We start from the raw sequence: 14355 nt of genomic DNA, 5'->3' as shown, positions 1-14355 counted from the left end.
CCGGGTCGTCATCGAGCGCGGCGCGCAGGATGACGTTGGTATCGATGCCGGTCATCGCATGCGGAACCAGCATCGTCAGACGCTCCGGCTCCGCGCGTCATCCTCGGCGACGGCCTCCGCGACCGCGTCGTCCATCTCCTCGATCGTCAGAACCGGTGCATCGTCGCGATGCAGCATCCCGAAGATGTCCGAGATGCTCCCGGTCTTCGGCACCACGGAGTACTGCCCGGTGGGCAGCCGTACGAACATGACCTTGGAGCCGGCCACGAGCTTCAGCTCGTCGCGCATCTCCTTGGGCAGGGTGATCTGGCCCTTGCTCGTCATCGTGGCGATCGGCATGATGATCCCTCCTCGAACGCGTCCTCCTTTCCAGGATCCGCCTGAAAGGAGATGGGCGCAAGAGTAAGGAACCACTCTTCGAGTCGTCCCCGTCAGCGGAGGCTATGGCGTGCGCTCAGGGGGACGACGCGAGGTTTGGGTGCCTCCACTTCCGAGTCGTCCCCTTCAGCGGAGTCTCTGGCGTGCGCTCGTGGGGACGACTCGGAAGTGGAGAAGCCCCGCCCCGGGCCGGCCCGAGAGCGACGCGGCCTGACCCGACCCCGCTCCGGGGGCGGGGAATCAGCGGCGGCCGAGGTGCAGGACGGCGCGGACGAGCAGGCCGGCGAGGAGCGCCCAGAACGCCGCGCTGACACCCCAGAACGCCATGCCGGAGGCGGCGACGAGGAACGTCACCACGGCAGGGGTGCGCTCGCCCGGGTCGTCGATCGCCTGCTGCACGGCGGATCCGAACGCGCCGAACAGGGCCACGCCGGCGACGGCCGGGATCACCGCGACCGGGGCGAGCACCACGAGCGCGGCGAACGCGGCCGAGCACCCGCCCAGCACCAGGTACGACGCCCCGGTCGAGACGCCGGCGATCCAGCGGCGCTTCGGATCCGGCTCCGCGTCGGGGGCGGCGGCGAGGGCGGCGCTGATCGCGGCGAGGTTGATCGCGTGCCCGCCGGCGGCGGCGCCGAGGGCGCTGCCGATGCCGGTCGCGAGCATCGCCGGACGCCACGGCACCTCGTAGCCGAAGCTGCGCATCACGGCCACGCCGGGCACGTTCTGCGAAGCCATCGTCACGATGAACAGCGGCAGGGCGATGCCGACGAGCGCCCCGACGGTGAACGTCGGCATCGTCAGCTCGAGGTGCGGCAGCAGCGCGGCGGGATCCACGATGCTCGCAGAGCCGCCGGTCACGATCCCGATCACGATGACGACCGTCGCCGCGAGGAACGCCAGCGGCACCGCCCAGCGGGGCGCGAGTCGGGCGAACACCAACCAGGTCAGCAGCACGGGGACCACCGCCCACGGGTTCTTGGCGAGCCCGCCGATCGGCGCGAGGCACAGCGGCAGCAGCACGCCGGCGAGCATGGCCTGCGCGATCGACGGAGGGATCGCGGCGATGAGGGATCCGAGCTGCGGCACGAGCGCCGTGAGCAGGATGAGCGCCGCGACGATGAGGAAGGCCCCGACGGCGGCGGGCCAGCCTCCCTCGATCGCGCCCGAGGCGGCGAGCAGCGCCGCACCCGGCGTCGACCACGCGGAGGTGATGGGCATGCGGTAACGCCAGGCCAGCACGATGCCGGCGACGCCCATCGTGAGGCAGAGCGCGAGCAGTCCGCTCGCGGCCTGCGCGTGGGTCGCACCCACCGCGGCGAGGCCGGTGAGCACGACCGCGAACGAGCTCGTGAACCCGACGAGCGCCGTGACGACCCCGGCCATGATCGGGCGGGACGGCGATGAGCGAGGGCGGGGCGCCGGAGGGCTCGCGGTTTCGGGCATGGGGAGAGGCTAGCGGGCGGTGCGGGGCCGCCGATGCCTCCGAGGGCCGATGTGCGCGTGCCGGACGTCCTGCGAACGTGGGCGGGGAACCGCCCCCGCGGCTACGCCAGGCCCAGCCGGTGCGCCAGCACCACGGCCTGCACGCGGTCGCGGGCGCCGAGCTTCTGCAGGATCCGCGACACGTGCGTCTTCACGGTCGCCTCGCCGATGAACAGTTCGGCCGCGATCTCGGCGTTGCTCCACGCCTCGGCGACCAGCCGCAGCACCTCCGCCTCGCGGTCGGTGAGCGGCTCGGGCAGCGCCGCGCTGGGCAGGGCGGCGGATCCGCTCGTCGTGCTCGAGTGCCGTTCCGGGACCGGGATCCCGTCCGTGCGCGCCGCGAACCGCTGCAGGACCCGCCGGGTCACCTCGGGCGCGAGCATGCCGTCGCCGGCGGCCAGGGCGCGGACGGCGGCGACGAGCTCCTCTGGCCCGGCGTTCTTCAAGAGGAAGCCGCTCGCGCCGGCATCCAGCGCGTCGAACAGGTAGTCGTCGCGGTCGAAGGTCGTCACGATCGCGATCGACGCGCGGATCCGCCCGTCCGCCCTGATCAGCCGGGTCGCCTCGAGCCCGTCCATGTCGGGCATCTGCACGTCCATCGTGATCACGTCGGGCAGCAGGGATCCGGCGAGGGACACCGCCTCGGATCCGGTGCCGGCCTCGCCCACGACCTCGATGTCGGGCTGCAGGTCGAGGATCGTGCGGAACCCCGCGCGGAGCATGGCGTGGTCGTCGACGATCATCACGCGGGTCGGAGCGCTCACCTCGTCTCCCCTCGGCCGCCGCGCGCACCGCGTGCGGAGTCCGCCGCGGCATCGCCGGAGCTCGTCGCAGGAACGGGCAGCGTCGCCCGCACCCGGAATCCGCCGGCCGGTCGTGCCACGAGCTCGATCGATCCGCCGGAAGCCGTCGCCCGCTCGCGCATGCCGAGCTGGCCGAGGCCGGGGCGGAGTCCCGTGACCATGCGGCCCGTGTTCACGACCTCGAGTTCGACAGAACCCTGCTCGTACCGGATCCTCACGTCCGCGACGGCGTCGGGACCGGCATGACGGCGGGCGTTCGTGAGCGATTCCTGGGCGATCCGGTAGAGGTTGACCGCGGTCACGCGCGGCACCGGGACCGCGTCGCCGATCACCTGCAGCCGCGTGGGCAGGCCCGCCGCCGTCGATGCCGCGGCGAGCTCGGCGATGTCGTCGATCCCGACGGTCGAGGACGCGTCATCGCTGTCGCCCGGAGCCCGCAGCGTGTCGAGCAGCTGATGGAAGTCGCGGATCGCGTCGCGCGCCGCGGTCTCGATGCCGGCGACGATCGTCGCGGCGGCCTGCGGATCCTGCGGGATCATCATGCGGGCGGCGCCCGCCTGCACGCCCATGACCGAGACGTGGTGGGCCACGACGTCGTGCAGCTCGCGGGCGATGCGCACGCGGTCCAGGGCCACGGCCTGCGCGGCGCTGAGCGCACGCTCGCGCTCGAGCTCCGCGGTGCGCTGCTCGAGGGCGGCCCTCTGGCGGGCGGCGCTCCAGCTGCGCTCGCCGAAGTAATAGGCGCCGCCGAAGTACAGCACGTTCAGCAGCACCTGCAGCATGAGGAAAGCGACGAGCGGGGAGAACATCCCCGCGACCACGTCGGCCTTGTGCGCCTGGTCGATCGCCTGGCGGTACATCTCGATGACCAGCCATACGGCCATCACGACGATGATCCCCACGCGCACCAGGAACGCGGTGCGGCGCGCGTTCATCCAGGCGCCCACCGTGTACAGGGCGATGAACATGGCGATGTTGCCGGCGTAGATCTCCGGGACGTGCAGCGTGGTCGCCACCACGAACGCGAGCGACACGACGACGGCGACCGCCGCCGGCCATCTCCGTCGCACCGCGAGCGCCGCCGCGACGACGGCGACGTACGGCATCGCGGTCCACAGCTCGGCCTGTTCGGTGCCGTAGACCTTCGCGATCGAGGAGAGGCCGGCGCTGAGGATCCCGCCCACGAGCACGACGCCGGCCAGGATCACGTCCTGCCGCAGCTCGCGCGCGGTCGGGATGCGGGTGAACGGCGGCATCCCTCCACCGTAGGGCGGCCGTCGCCGCAGGACATCCCCCGCACGACGGATCCCCGGAGCGGCCGCGGCCCGGATGGGACACTGGAGCGGTGACCTCACCGCAGCCGCGCCTCGCCCCGCTGTACCTCGCCGGCTTCACGACGGCCTTCGGTGCGCACGGGATCGCCGCCGCCCTCGGCGCGGAGACCGAGGACATCGGCTGGACCCTGCTCGCGTTCGGCTTCACCCTCGCGCTGTACGACCTCGCCGAGGTGCTGCTGAAGCCCGTGTTCGGCGCGCTCAGCGACCGGATCGGCGTGCGCCCGGTCATCGTCGCGGGGCTCCTCGCCTTCGCCGCGTTCTCGGTCGTGGGCGCCCTCGTGCCGGGCACCGTCGGACTCATCGTCGCGCGATTCGGCCAGGGCGCGGCGGCCTCGGCGTTCTCCCCGGCATCGTCCGCCGCGGTCGCGCGGCTCGCGGACGAGGCGTCCCGCGGCCGCTACTTCGGGCGCTACGGATCCTGGAAGGGCCTCGGTTACGCACTCGGTCCGCTGCTCGGCGCCGGACTGGTCGTCTGGGCGGGCCTTCCCGCCCTGTTCTGGGCGCTCGCCGCGGTGGCGCTGGTGGCCGCCGCGTGGGTGCGGTTCGGCGTCCCGGCGGTTCCCGTGCTGCCCCGCAAGCGCGTCACCGTCGCGGATCTCGCGCGCGAGCTCACGGCGCCCGGATTCCTGGTGCCGACCCTCGTGCTCGCGGCGACGACCGGCGGCCTCGCGGTCGCGGTCGGTTTCCTCCCGCTTCTCGGCCGGGAGAGCGGCATCGGCACGGTCGGCAGCATGGCGCTCGTCACGGTGCTGGCCGTCGTGAGCAGCATCGTGCAGCCGTTCGCGGGATCTCTACACGACCGCGGCCGCCTTCCCGTGCGGGTGGGCGCGGTCGGGGGACTGGCGCTGTTGGCGGGCGGGATCCTGGTCGCCGGGCTGTGGCCCGAGCTGCCGACGCTGCTGGTCGGGGCCGTGCTCATCGGCGCCGGCGTGGGGCTCGCCACGCCGGTGGCGTTCTCCCATCTGGCCGCGTCCACGCCGCCGGAGCGGATGGGGCGCACGATGGGATCCGCGGAGCTCGGGCGCGAGCTGGGCGACGCCGGGGGACCGCTCGTCGCCGGGGCCGTGGCGACCGCGACGATCCCCGGCGTGGGGCTCGTCGTCGTGGCGGGGCTCACCGCCGGCGCCGGGGTGCTCGCCGTCTGGGGGTTGCGGACACCGCGGAGGGGCTGAGCCGGAAGGCCCGTGCTTGCTCTTGACAAGCGTGCTTGTTAAAAGCAAGCTTGTCGCATCGGATCCGCTCCGGGTCCATCGACACTGACAGAGGAGTCATCGTGGCCAACGTCTTCATCAGCCTGCCCGTCACCGACCTCGAGCGCACGAAGGCCTTCTACATGGCGCTCGGCTGCGCGATCAACCCCGAGATGTCCGACGAGAACGGCGTCTGCGTGGTCTGGGACGACAACATCTTCTTCATGATGATCACGCGCGAGTTCTTCGCGACCTTCACCGAGAAGCCGATCGTGGATCCGAGGGTCTCGCTGCAGACGTCCGCATCGTTCGCGCTCGACTCCCGGGAGGAGGTCGACGCGGCGATCGCGAAGGGGCTCGCGGCGGGCGGCACCGAGCCCCAGCCCGCCCAGGACTACGGCTTCATGTACTCGCGCGACCTGGACGACCCGGACGGCAACTCCCTCGGGTTCCTGTACATGGTTCCCGCGGGGGAGCAGGGGGCCGAGGCGTCGGTGGCCGCGGCGAGCGACGCGACCTCCTGATGCGGGGAGAGTGCTGACATGGCCGCGCGCAGCTACGGCCAGTACTGCGGCGTCACCACGGCCGTCGAGCTGATCGGCGAGCGCTGGGCGCTGCTGATCGTGCGCGACCTGCTCGTCGGGCCGCGCCGATACACGGATCTCAAGCAGGGGCTGCCGCGCATCCCGACGAACATCCTGTCCACGCGGCTCAAGGAGCTGCAGGAGGGCGGGGTGGTGCGCCGGGCGCCCCTGCACGGCAGCGGGCTCGTCTACGAGCTCACGCCGTACGGGCAGGCGCTGGAGCCCATCGTGCTCGCGCTCGGGCGCTGGGGGTTCCAGGCGATGGGCGACCCGGACGAGGGCGATGTCGTCACGCCCGACTCGCTCACGATGGCGCTGCGCACGTCGTTCCGGCCGGACCGGGCCCGCCGCCTCGACGTCGAACTGCACGTGGGCGACGTCGCGCTGCGGGCCATCGTCCGCGACGGCCTGCTCGCGGTCACGCAGCTCGCCCCGCCCGCTCCGCCGGTCGGCGGGGCGGTGCCGCCCGGCGACCCCGAGGCGGTCATCGTGGCCGGACCAGGCATCCGGCACCTCATCGCCGGGGACGTCACCCCGGCGGAGGCGATCGCGCAGGACCTGGTCGCGGTCGTCCGCGGCGACGAGCGGATCCTGGACGACTTCGCCCAGACCTTCCACATCGCCCCCCCTCGCGGCGTAGCGTCGCCGAGGGGCGGGACAGTCGGCCGTCGGATCCCGAGCCCGTCGAAGGGCTCGACCACGAAGGAGCAGAGCACATCATGACCGGACGCATCATCATCGACCTGTTCACGACGCTCGACGGCGTCGCCCAAGCACCGGGCGGGCCGGAGGAGGACACGAGCAACGGCTTCCGCTTCGGCGGCTGGCAGGCGCCGCTGCCCAGCGAAGCCGTCATGGGCAGCGTGATGGCGGGGATGGAGACCCTGGACGCGCTGCTGCTGGGCCGCCGCACCTACGACATCTTCGCCGGATACTGGCCGCAGCACACGACCGGGCCCGAGGGCCCGATCGGGCAGCTGTTCGACAGGGTGCCGAAGTACGTGGCGTCCCGCGACGCCGGGATCCAGCTCGACTGGCAGGGCAGCACCAGGGTCGGCGCGGATCTGCCCGCCGAGATCGCGGCGCTGCGCGAGAGGCACCAGGACGTGCACGTGATCGGCAGCGTCGACTTCGTGCAGACCCTGCTCTCCGAGCAGCTCTACGACGAGCTGCAGCTCTGGGTCTATCCGATCGTGCTGGGGCAGGGCAAGAAGGTGTTCCCCGACGGCGCGACGCCGCACAACCTCCGGCTCGTGCACGCCGAGTCCGGCGATGGCGGCACGCTGCTGCTGCGTTACGCACCTCTGCCGGGAGAACCGGCCACCGGCACGATGTGAGGACGCACGTCGGCGCGATGCGCGGAGCGCGCACCGTGTCGGATTCGTGACCGGAATATCGCGGATCCGTCTAGCTGGCGGAGCACCGCGAAACTACAGTCATCCGTAACGCGCGGGGACGCCGACCCGAACAGCCGCACTCTGGGAGGTGCGGCTGTTCCCATGTCCGGATCCGGCTCGCAGGAATTGCCTCTTTCCTGGGAGAACCCTATGACGATAGATTGCATCGACGCCTGGTTCCTCAGGCTCCGGCCCGACCCGATGGAGGGCGGCCGCTGACCCGATGGGGGGACCAGGATGTCTGCACGTGTGTCCGGACGCCGCGGCTGGAAGGGCGCGCTCACCGCGCTGCTCGCCGCGGCGCTGATGTTCACCGGAGCGGGGGCGGCGAGTGCCGCTCCGACGACGGGGACGGGTTCCGTCAGCGGGACGGTGACCCGAGCCGCGGACGGACAGCCCGCGGCGGGTGTCTTCGTGGACGTGCGCGGCGACAACGGACACTTCGTCACTTCGACCGATGACACCGGCGCCTACCGGATCTCGAACGTGGCGCCAGGGCAGTACACGGTCTTTTTCAGCGATCCGCAGCTGGAACTCGCCAAGCAGTGGTGGAACGGCGCCGCGAACCCGCAGAGCGCGACCCCCATCACGGTCGCGGACGGCGTGGACCTGACAGGCATCGACGCGAGCCTCGACCCGACCGTGTCGATCAGCGGCTCGGTGCTGGTCGACGGAGCGATCGATATGCGCGGGGGCTCCTCGCATATCGCGGTGGTCGCCGAGGCCGGGGGCGAGTTCATCGGCATGTCGTACGTTCACGCGGACGGCACCTACAGCGTCAAGGTCGGTCCCGGCACATACACGGTCAGAGCCGAACCCACCGAGGGACTGGCCTACGCCGTGGCGCCGCAGTACTACTCGCACGCGGCCTCGGCATCGGATGCGACCCCGGTCGTCGTCAGCACGAGTGACACGACGGGCATCGACTTCGATTTGTCCTCGTTGTCGGCAGATGTCGCGCTCTCCGTCGGCACCGTCCAACCGGGCGCCGCAGTTCATGTGACGGGTTCGGGCTTCGCTCCCCGAGAGCCCGTTCTCATCGAGCTGCACTCCACCCCGATCTCTCTCGGGATGGTCACGGCCGGGGCCGACGGCGTCGTCGACACCACCGTCACGATCCCGGCGGATGCGCCCGCGGGCGCGCACCGGATCGTGCTCACGGGCCAGATGTCGACGCTGACCGGTGGCTCGGCGCTGACCGTGGCCGGCGCGACCACGCCTGGTGGATCCGACGGATCCGGAACGGGCGGTACGGGAACCGATCCCTCGGGCGCCGGCTCCACGCCTGCGGCACCCGCGTCCGCTTCCGGCTCCGGCACCGCGCAGCTCGCGGCGACCGGTGCGGAGATCCCGAGCGCCGCGCTGCTGGGCGGAGCACTGATGCTGCTCCTCGGCCTCGCGGTGATCCGCGTCCGCCGCAGGGCCTGACACGACGCGCGGCGGGGCCGGGTGTGGATTCGTCCACTCCGGCCCCGCCGTCGTTCCGCCGGGAACACCCGCACGGGTCAACCCGCGAGCACGCGCTCCAGCACGATCGCGACGCCGTCCTCGGCGTTCGAGGGAGCGAACTCGTCCGCCGCGGCGAGGGCCTCGGGCTCGGCGTTCGCCATCGCGACGCCCCGGCCGGCCCAGCGCAGCATCTCCACGTCGTTGAGGGCGTCGCCGAACGCGAGGACCTCGCTGCGGTCGATGCCCAGTCGGTCGCACAGCTGCGCGAGCCCGGTGGCCTTGGTGACGCCCTCCGCCATGACCTCGACGAACGGCGCACCCGACAGCGTCGCCGCGAAACCGCTCTGGTCCAGAGTGCGCAGCGCGGCGAAGATCTCCGCGGGAGGCATCGAGCGGTGACGGATCACGAGCTTCAGGCTCGGCGCGGACAGCACCTCGGCGAGCGGGGCCGCGCCCATCGCCGCCGGATCGCGCTTGTGGTCGCTGTGCGCGGCGACCTCGGCATAGCCCGCCTGGGCGACGAAGACCTCACCGGCCTCGCGCACGCTCGCGAACAGCAGCCCGTCGATCCGCGTGCCCAGCTCCCGCGCGATCCGCTGCTGCACCGGCACCGCGATCTCGGTGGCGAACAGCTGCTCGTGCGTGTGCAGATGGATGCCGTACGCCCCGTTCCCGCACAGGGCCCAGCCGTCGAAGCCGGCCTCCGCGGCGATCGCGCGCAGGCCGATCGGCTGCCGCGCCGTCACCGGCACCACGACGATCCCCGCGGCGCGGGCGGCATCGAGGGCGGCGCGGGTGCGCGCGCTCACGTGGCCCGCGGGATCCAGCAGGGTGCCGTCGAGATCCGTCGCGATCAGGCGGATCGGGGGGCGGGTGACCGGGTTTCGATCGACCGCGGCGCCCTTCGTCTCGTCGCTGCGCTCCTCGCTCAGGGACCGGGGGCGGTGTCGGCCGGATCCGCGACGGTGCTCATCAGGCGAAGATCATCGGCATGTCGCCGTCGTCCTCCGCGCCGCCCAGTTCGAGGTCGACGACCACCGGCACGTGGTCGCTGGGCTGCTCGCCCTTGCGCTCCTCGCGGTGGATCGAGGCGCCCTTCACGGCATCGGCGAGGGCCGAGGACCCGAGCACGAAGTCGATCCTGATGCCCTCGTTGCGCGGGAACTTGAGCCGCTGGTAGTCCCAGTACGTGTAGCCCTCGGGAAGCAGCGGTCGCACGACGTCCTGCACGCCCGCCGACTCCAGCGCGAAGAACGCCGCGCGCTCCTCGGGGGAGACGTGCGTGGACTTGCCGACCACGATGTCCGGATCCCCGTTGTCGTGGTCGAACGGGATGATGTTGAAGTCTCCGACGAGCGCGAGGGGCAGGCCGGGCGAGGCCGCGAGCTCGGCCGCGGTCGAGGTGCGCAGCGCATCGAGCCAGTGCAGCTTGTACGCGAGGTGCGGGTCGTCGAGCGAACGGCCGTTGGGCACGTACAGGCTCCAGACGCGCACGCCGTTCACGATCGCGCCGAGCGCCCTGGCCTCGAGCGGCGCATCGGGGCCCTCGTGGCCCTTGGCGAAGCCGGGCATGCCGTCGAAGGACGTGCGCACGTCGGTCATCGGCTCGCGGCTCGCGATCGCGACGCCGTTCCACTGGTTCAGGCCGTGCACCTCGACGTGGTAGCCGGCCTCCTCGAAGGGCGCATACGGGAACTGCTCCGGCTTGCACTTGATCTCCTGCATCGCGAGCACGTCGATGTCCTCGCGGACGGCGAACTCGACGGTACGGGCGACGCGGGTGCGGATGGAGTTGACGTTCCAGGTGGCCAGGCGCATGGATCCAGCCTACGGGCGGGCGGCGACATCGCCGGCCGGGCGTCGAGGCGCTGCAGGGCCGCCCGAACGCGGCCCCGCCCGGCCGCGGGCGTGCCCGACCGCGGGCGTGCCCGACGCACCCGTACGGGAAGCGCAGGGATCCTGGCCGCACCCGTTTGCATTCCGTAGGGACGGGATCCGGGCCGCGACGACCGGCGCAGGGTGGATCCATGGTCATGGAACAGCGGTTCACGCCGTCGGAGCACCGGCATCCGGCGGCGGTCGCGCACCGGCCCCGCCCGCACTGGGGTCACCTGTCGCGCTCGGTCAGCCGGTACGGCGTCGTCTCGAGCGAGCTCGTCATCTACTCGCCGGACGCCTCGGAGCACGACCGGCGCTGGGCGGAGCTGTCCCGCGTGTTCGGCACGGTCGTCGCCGGGGGCGCGCTGCTCGCCTGGATCGGGTTCGCGGCGGCGGGCGTCTCCCCGCTGATCGCCCTCCTGGCGATCGCGGCGGTCGCGATCCCGGCCGGCATCGTCCTGGCCAGGAGCACGCGAGCGGTGCGGCACGACGCGGCCAGGGTCGCGTCCTGCACGTCCGGACTCCAGCCCGACACGGCGGATCGCGAGGCCCAGCGCCGCCTCGACGCGCTCGCCGACACGATGCAGCAGGCGAGCGAGGAGTATCGCGCCGGCGCGATGGATCCGGAGCGCTTCCTGCAGGTCTGGCGCGCGACCTACACCCACGCACAGGCGTGAGCGCCCCCCTCTGCGTGCCCCTCCATCATCGAGTCGTCCCCGCGAGCGCACCCTATGGGGTCCGCTCATGGGGACGACTCGGAAGTGGAACGAGGGTCAGACGCGGGCGAGCTGCTCGGCCTTCTTCTCGCGGCGCAGGCCGTGCAGCAGCGGCTCGGTGTAGCCGCTCGGCTGCGCGGCGCCCTCGGTGATGAGGCGGCGGGCGGCCGTGAAGGCGATGCCGGGGGCTGATCCCTCCGCGAACGCGAGCGGCTCGTAGTTCGCGTCGCCCGCGTTCTGCGCGTCGACGACCACCGCGAGGCGGCGGAGGCTGTCGTCGATCTGCGCCTCGGTGATCACGCCGTGCTGCAGCCAGTTCGCCAGCAGCTGGCTCGAGATGCGCAGAGTGGCGCGATCCTCCATGAGGCCGACGTCGTGGATGTCCGGCACCTTCGAGACGCCGATGCCCTGGTCGATCCAGCGCACCACGTAGCCGAGGATCGACTGCACGTTGTTGTCCACCTCGGTCGCGACGATCTCCGCCGTCAGCGCACCCTCGGGAGCGAGCGGCGGCACCAGCAGGCGGTCCAGCGCGTCGTCAGAGACCGGCGGCAGCGCGGCCCGCGCGGCGAACGCGTCGACCTGGTGATAGTGCAGGGCGTGCAGGGTCGCGGCCGTGGGCGACGGCACCCAGGCGGTCGAGGCCCCGGAGCGCGGGTGCGCGATCTTCTTCTGGAGCATGTCGTGCATGAGGTCGGGCTCGGCCCACATGCCCTTGCCGATCTGGGCGCGTCCGCTGAGGCCGCTCGCGACGCCGATCGCGACGTTGCGGTCCTCGTAGGCCTGCATGAACGGCTGCGCCTTGATCCCAGCCTTGGGCAGGAACGGGCCGGCGTGCAGCGAGGTGTGGATCTCGTCGCCCGTGCGGTCGAGGAATCCGGTGTTGATGAAGACCACGCGGTCGCTCGCGGCGGCGATCGAGGCGGCGAGGTTCGCCGACGTGCGGCGCTCCTCGTCCATGATGCCGACCTTCATGGTGCCGGCCGGCAGGCCCAGCAGATCCTCCACGCGGCCGAACAGCTCGGCGGCGAACGCGACCTCCTCGGGTCCGTGCATCTTCGGCTTCACGATGTACATGGATCCGGTGCGCGAGTTGGCGCCCTTGTTCGCCCCCTCGAGCTCGGGCAGGGATCCGAGCGCCGTCATGATCGCGTCGAGGATGCCCTCGAAGACCTCGTCGCCGTGACGGTCGAGCACCGCGGGGGTGCGCATGAGGTGGCCGACGTTGCGGACGAACAGCACGGCGCGGCCGGGGAGGGCGACCTCGCCGCCGTCGGCCGTGCGGTAGACGCGGTCCGCGGCGAGCGAGCGGGTGAACGTCTTCCCGCCCTTGGTGACGGACTCGGAGAGGGTGCCGTCCATGAAGCCGCGCCAGTTGCGGTAGCCGAGCGCCTTGTCGTCGCCGTCGACCGCGGCCACGGAGTCCTCCAGGTCGAGGATCGCCGTGAGCGCGGACTCGAGGATGATGTCCTGCACGCCCGCCGCGTCGGTGCGGCCGATGGCGCCGGTGCGGTCGACCAGGATCTCGGCGTGCAGGCCGTTCTGCACGAGCAGCACGGTGGCGGGGGAGCCGGCGTCGCCCGTAAAGCCGACGAAGCGCGCCGGATCCGCGAGGCGGCGGTCTCCTGAGGCGGTCGACACGACGAGCCCGTCCGCGTCCACGCGGTATCCGGTGGCGTCGCGGTGCGAGCCCTCGGCCAGAGGGGCGATCTCGTCGAGCAGCTCGCGGCCGAAGGAGACCACGGCCGCGGCGCGCGCCGGGTTGAACTTCTTCCCGGGGGCGAGGTCGCCGGTGCGCTCGATCGCGTCGGTGCCGTAGAGCGCGTCGTACAGGGATCCCCAGCGGGCGTTCGCCGCGTTCAGCGCGAAGCGGGCGTTCAGGAGCGGCACGACGAGCTGGGGGCCCGCCATCGTGGCGATCTCGGGGTCGACGTTCTCGGTCGTCACCGTGACCTGCTCCGGGACGGGGACCAGATAACCGATCTCGGTGAGGAAGGCGCGGTAGGCGGCGGGATCCGGCTGTCCGGGGTTCCGGCGGTGGAACTCGTCGATCTGCTGCTGCAGCTCATCGCGCCGGGCGAGCAGCGCGGCGTTGCGCGGCACCAGGTCGTGCACGATCTCGCTCACGCCCGCCCAGAACGCCGTGGCGTCGCGACCGGAATCGGCAAGCGACGCTTCAGCGAACTCGACGATCGGCGCGGCGACCGACAGGTCTGCGCGGGAGAGGTACGAGGTCATAGTTCCATTCCTTCTGTGCGGGCGCCGAGGCGCTTCAGGGTTTCCAGGGCGATCTCCGCGTCGAGCGCAGGGGGGCCTCCGGCGATGCCGAGGCCGCCGACGTGATGCTCGCCGAAGAAGATCGGCACGCCCCCGTCGATCGTCGTCATGGTGCCGCCCGTGCCGAGCGGCAGGGTCGCGGAGAGCGCCTCGGCGATCTGGCCGGTGCGGCGGCGGATCGAGGCGCTGCTCTTCGCCTTGCGCTGGGACGTGTCGGCGCTGTGCGGGGTCGATCCGTCGGCCATGCCGTAGGCGATGAGCGTCATCGACGGATCCGCGACGGCGGCCACGGTGGGCAGGCCGCGCTCTGCGCCGATCTCGAGGGCGAGGGCCACGGCACGGGCCGCCGTCTCGTATGTGATCGTGACGGTCTGTCGGTGCGTGGACATCGGCGTCTCCTCGGCGTGATTTATCTCGATGTCGAGATTACCTTCGCGAGGAGATTACCACAATGTGAATCTTAAGTTCCACATGTCGAAAAGAAGTGGTTCAGGATTGGTATCCCATCCGGTCCGCTCAGCGCTCGGAGGGATCGGCCGTCCCGACCAGGATCCCGCGCGCCAGCACGTGGAAGTGCCTGTTGAAGCCGAGGTAGGCGGGCGTCTCGTCGCCGTCCAGGTCGATCTCCTCGATGTCGAGCGCATCGACCGTGATGACGTAGCGGTGCACGCCGGTGCCGGCGGGCGGAGCGGCGCCGATGTAGCGCTGCAGCCGGGCCTCGTTCGGCAGGGTGATCGCCTGGGCCGGGAGGGATCCGGGTTCGCCGTCGCCGGCGCCGGCGGGCAGCGAGCGCACGTCGGCCGGGATGTTCGCGACGGCCCAGTGCCAGAAGCCGGATCCGGTCGGTGCGTCCGGGTCGTA

The 14355-nt window shown here is 71.9% G+C and carries 15 protein-coding genes; 6 read left to right on the top strand and 9 right to left on the bottom strand.

The genetic code is table 11. The annotated features are described in order from the left end of the window. Positions 1-75: 75 nt before the first annotated feature. From B7X32_RS10615 to B7X32_RS10600, 4 genes are all read right to left on the bottom strand, one after another. Positions 76-339 (bottom strand): AbrB/MazE/SpoVT family DNA-binding domain-containing protein, encoded by a 264-nt coding sequence (locus tag B7X32_RS10615; protein WP_292719280.1) that lies wholly within the window; start codon positions 337-339, stop codon positions 76-78. 279 nt (positions 340-618) lie between these two features. Continuing rightward, positions 619-1824, bottom strand: a complete 1206-nt coding sequence (locus B7X32_RS10610) for a benzoate/H(+) symporter BenE family transporter (RefSeq protein ID WP_292719278.1) — start codon at positions 1822-1824, stop codon at positions 619-621. Between the two features lie 101 nt (positions 1825-1925). Beyond that, positions 1926-2627 (bottom strand): response regulator transcription factor, encoded by a 702-nt coding sequence (locus B7X32_RS10605; protein ID WP_292719277.1) that lies wholly within the window; start codon positions 2625-2627, stop codon positions 1926-1928. Beyond that, positions 2624-3922 carry a sensor histidine kinase gene (locus B7X32_RS10600; protein ID WP_292719276.1) on the bottom strand — a complete coding sequence of 433 codons (1299 nt, stop codon included), beginning with the start codon at positions 3920-3922 and terminating at the stop codon, positions 2624-2626. Before B7X32_RS10600 ends, B7X32_RS10605 begins: the two co-directional genes overlap by 4 nt. 89 nt (positions 3923-4011) lie before the next feature. On the opposite strand from B7X32_RS10600, the gene B7X32_RS10595 reads away from it, so the two are divergent. From B7X32_RS10595 to B7X32_RS10575, 5 genes are all read left to right on the top strand, one after another. After that, positions 4012-5175: an MFS transporter gene (locus B7X32_RS10595; RefSeq protein WP_292719275.1), complete on the top strand. Its 1164-nt coding sequence runs from the start codon at positions 4012-4014 to the stop codon at positions 5173-5175. A 98-nt stretch (positions 5176-5273) separates the two neighbouring features. Continuing rightward, positions 5274-5717, top strand: a complete 444-nt coding sequence (locus tag B7X32_RS10590) for a VOC family protein (protein WP_292719284.1) — start codon at positions 5274-5276, stop codon at positions 5715-5717. 18 nt (positions 5718-5735) lie between these two features. After that, positions 5736-6500: a helix-turn-helix domain-containing protein gene (locus B7X32_RS10585; protein ID WP_292719274.1), complete on the top strand. Its 765-nt coding sequence runs from the start codon at positions 5736-5738 to the stop codon at positions 6498-6500. Continuing rightward, on the top strand, positions 6497-7114 hold the full coding sequence (locus B7X32_RS10580) for a dihydrofolate reductase family protein (RefSeq protein ID WP_292719273.1): 618 nt from the start codon (positions 6497-6499) through the stop codon (positions 7112-7114). The genes B7X32_RS10585 and B7X32_RS10580 overlap by 4 nt, the downstream gene beginning before the upstream one ends. 297 nt (positions 7115-7411) lie before the next feature. Then, the gene (locus tag B7X32_RS10575) at positions 7412-8602 is read left to right on the top strand and encodes a carboxypeptidase-like regulatory domain-containing protein (RefSeq protein WP_292719272.1); all 1191 of its coding nucleotides are present in this window, start codon (positions 7412-7414) and stop codon (positions 8600-8602) included. A gap of 77 nt (positions 8603-8679) precedes the next feature. On the opposite strand, the gene B7X32_RS10570 is transcribed toward B7X32_RS10575, so the two are convergent. After that, positions 8680-9477 (bottom strand): Cof-type HAD-IIB family hydrolase, encoded by a 798-nt coding sequence (locus B7X32_RS10570; RefSeq protein WP_292719282.1) that lies wholly within the window; start codon positions 9475-9477, stop codon positions 8680-8682. Positions 9478-9595: 118 nt separating this feature from the next. Next, complete coding sequence (locus tag B7X32_RS10565; RefSeq protein ID WP_292719271.1) at positions 9596-10441, bottom strand: exodeoxyribonuclease III; 846 nt, start codon at positions 10439-10441, stop codon at positions 9596-9598. A 209-nt stretch (positions 10442-10650) separates the two neighbouring features. On the opposite strand from B7X32_RS10565, the gene B7X32_RS10560 reads away from it, so the two are divergent. Beyond that, on the top strand, positions 10651-11178 hold the full coding sequence (locus tag B7X32_RS10560; protein ID WP_292719270.1) for a DUF6611 family protein: 528 nt from the start codon (positions 10651-10653) through the stop codon (positions 11176-11178). Positions 11179-11274: 96 nt separating this feature from the next. On the opposite strand, the gene B7X32_RS10555 is transcribed toward B7X32_RS10560, so the two are convergent. The 3 genes from B7X32_RS10555 to B7X32_RS10545 all read right to left on the bottom strand — a co-directional run. Continuing rightward, positions 11275-13455: a malate synthase G gene (locus B7X32_RS10555; RefSeq protein ID WP_292719267.1), complete on the bottom strand. Its 2181-nt coding sequence runs from the start codon at positions 13453-13455 to the stop codon at positions 11275-11277. Further along, entirely contained in the window at positions 13452-13883 is a 432-nt protein-coding gene (locus tag B7X32_RS10550) for a heme-binding protein (RefSeq protein WP_292719265.1), read from the bottom strand. Before B7X32_RS10550 ends, B7X32_RS10555 begins: the two co-directional genes overlap by 4 nt. Before the next feature lie 127 nt (positions 13884-14010). Further along, positions 14011-14355: YbhB/YbcL family Raf kinase inhibitor-like protein (locus B7X32_RS10545; protein ID WP_292719263.1), on the bottom strand; the 345-nt coding region annotated here is incomplete at its 5' end.

Origin of the sequence: Microbacterium sp. 13-71-7 (assembly GCF_002257455.1) — a bacterium.
Classification (GTDB): domain Bacteria; phylum Actinomycetota; class Actinomycetes; order Actinomycetales; family Microbacteriaceae; genus Microbacterium.
Note: the sequence above shows the minus strand (reverse complement) of the source record. Positions and strands in the feature narration are given on the sequence as shown.

Excerpts from the sequence above, each read along its gene's own strand:
- B7X32_RS10615 (WP_292719280.1), bottom strand. The coding sequence starts at position 339 with ATGCCGATCGCCACGATGACGAGCAAGGGCCAGATCACCCTGCCCAAG.
- B7X32_RS10610 (WP_292719278.1), bottom strand. The coding sequence starts at position 1,824 with ATGCCCGAAACCGCGAGCCCTCCGGCGCCCCGCCCTCGCTCATCGCCG.
- B7X32_RS10600 (WP_292719276.1), bottom strand. The coding sequence starts at position 3,922 with ATGCCGCCGTTCACCCGCATCCCGACCGCGCGCGAGCTGCGGCAGGAC.
- B7X32_RS10585 (WP_292719274.1), top strand. The coding sequence starts at position 5,736 with ATGGCCGCGCGCAGCTACGGCCAGTACTGCGGCGTCACCACGGCCGTC.
- B7X32_RS10580 (WP_292719273.1), top strand. The coding sequence starts at position 6,497 with ATGACCGGACGCATCATCATCGACCTGTTCACGACGCTCGACGGCGTC.
- B7X32_RS10575 (WP_292719272.1), top strand. The coding sequence starts at position 7,412 with ATGTCTGCACGTGTGTCCGGACGCCGCGGCTGGAAGGGCGCGCTCACC.
- B7X32_RS10565 (WP_292719271.1), bottom strand. The coding sequence starts at position 10,441 with ATGCGCCTGGCCACCTGGAACGTCAACTCCATCCGCACCCGCGTCGCC.
- B7X32_RS10560 (WP_292719270.1), top strand. The coding sequence starts at position 10,651 with ATGGTCATGGAACAGCGGTTCACGCCGTCGGAGCACCGGCATCCGGCG.
- B7X32_RS10555 (WP_292719267.1), bottom strand. The coding sequence starts at position 13,455 with ATGACCTCGTACCTCTCCCGCGCAGACCTGTCGGTCGCCGCGCCGATC.
- B7X32_RS10550 (WP_292719265.1), bottom strand. The coding sequence starts at position 13,883 with ATGTCCACGCACCGACAGACCGTCACGATCACATACGAGACGGCGGCC.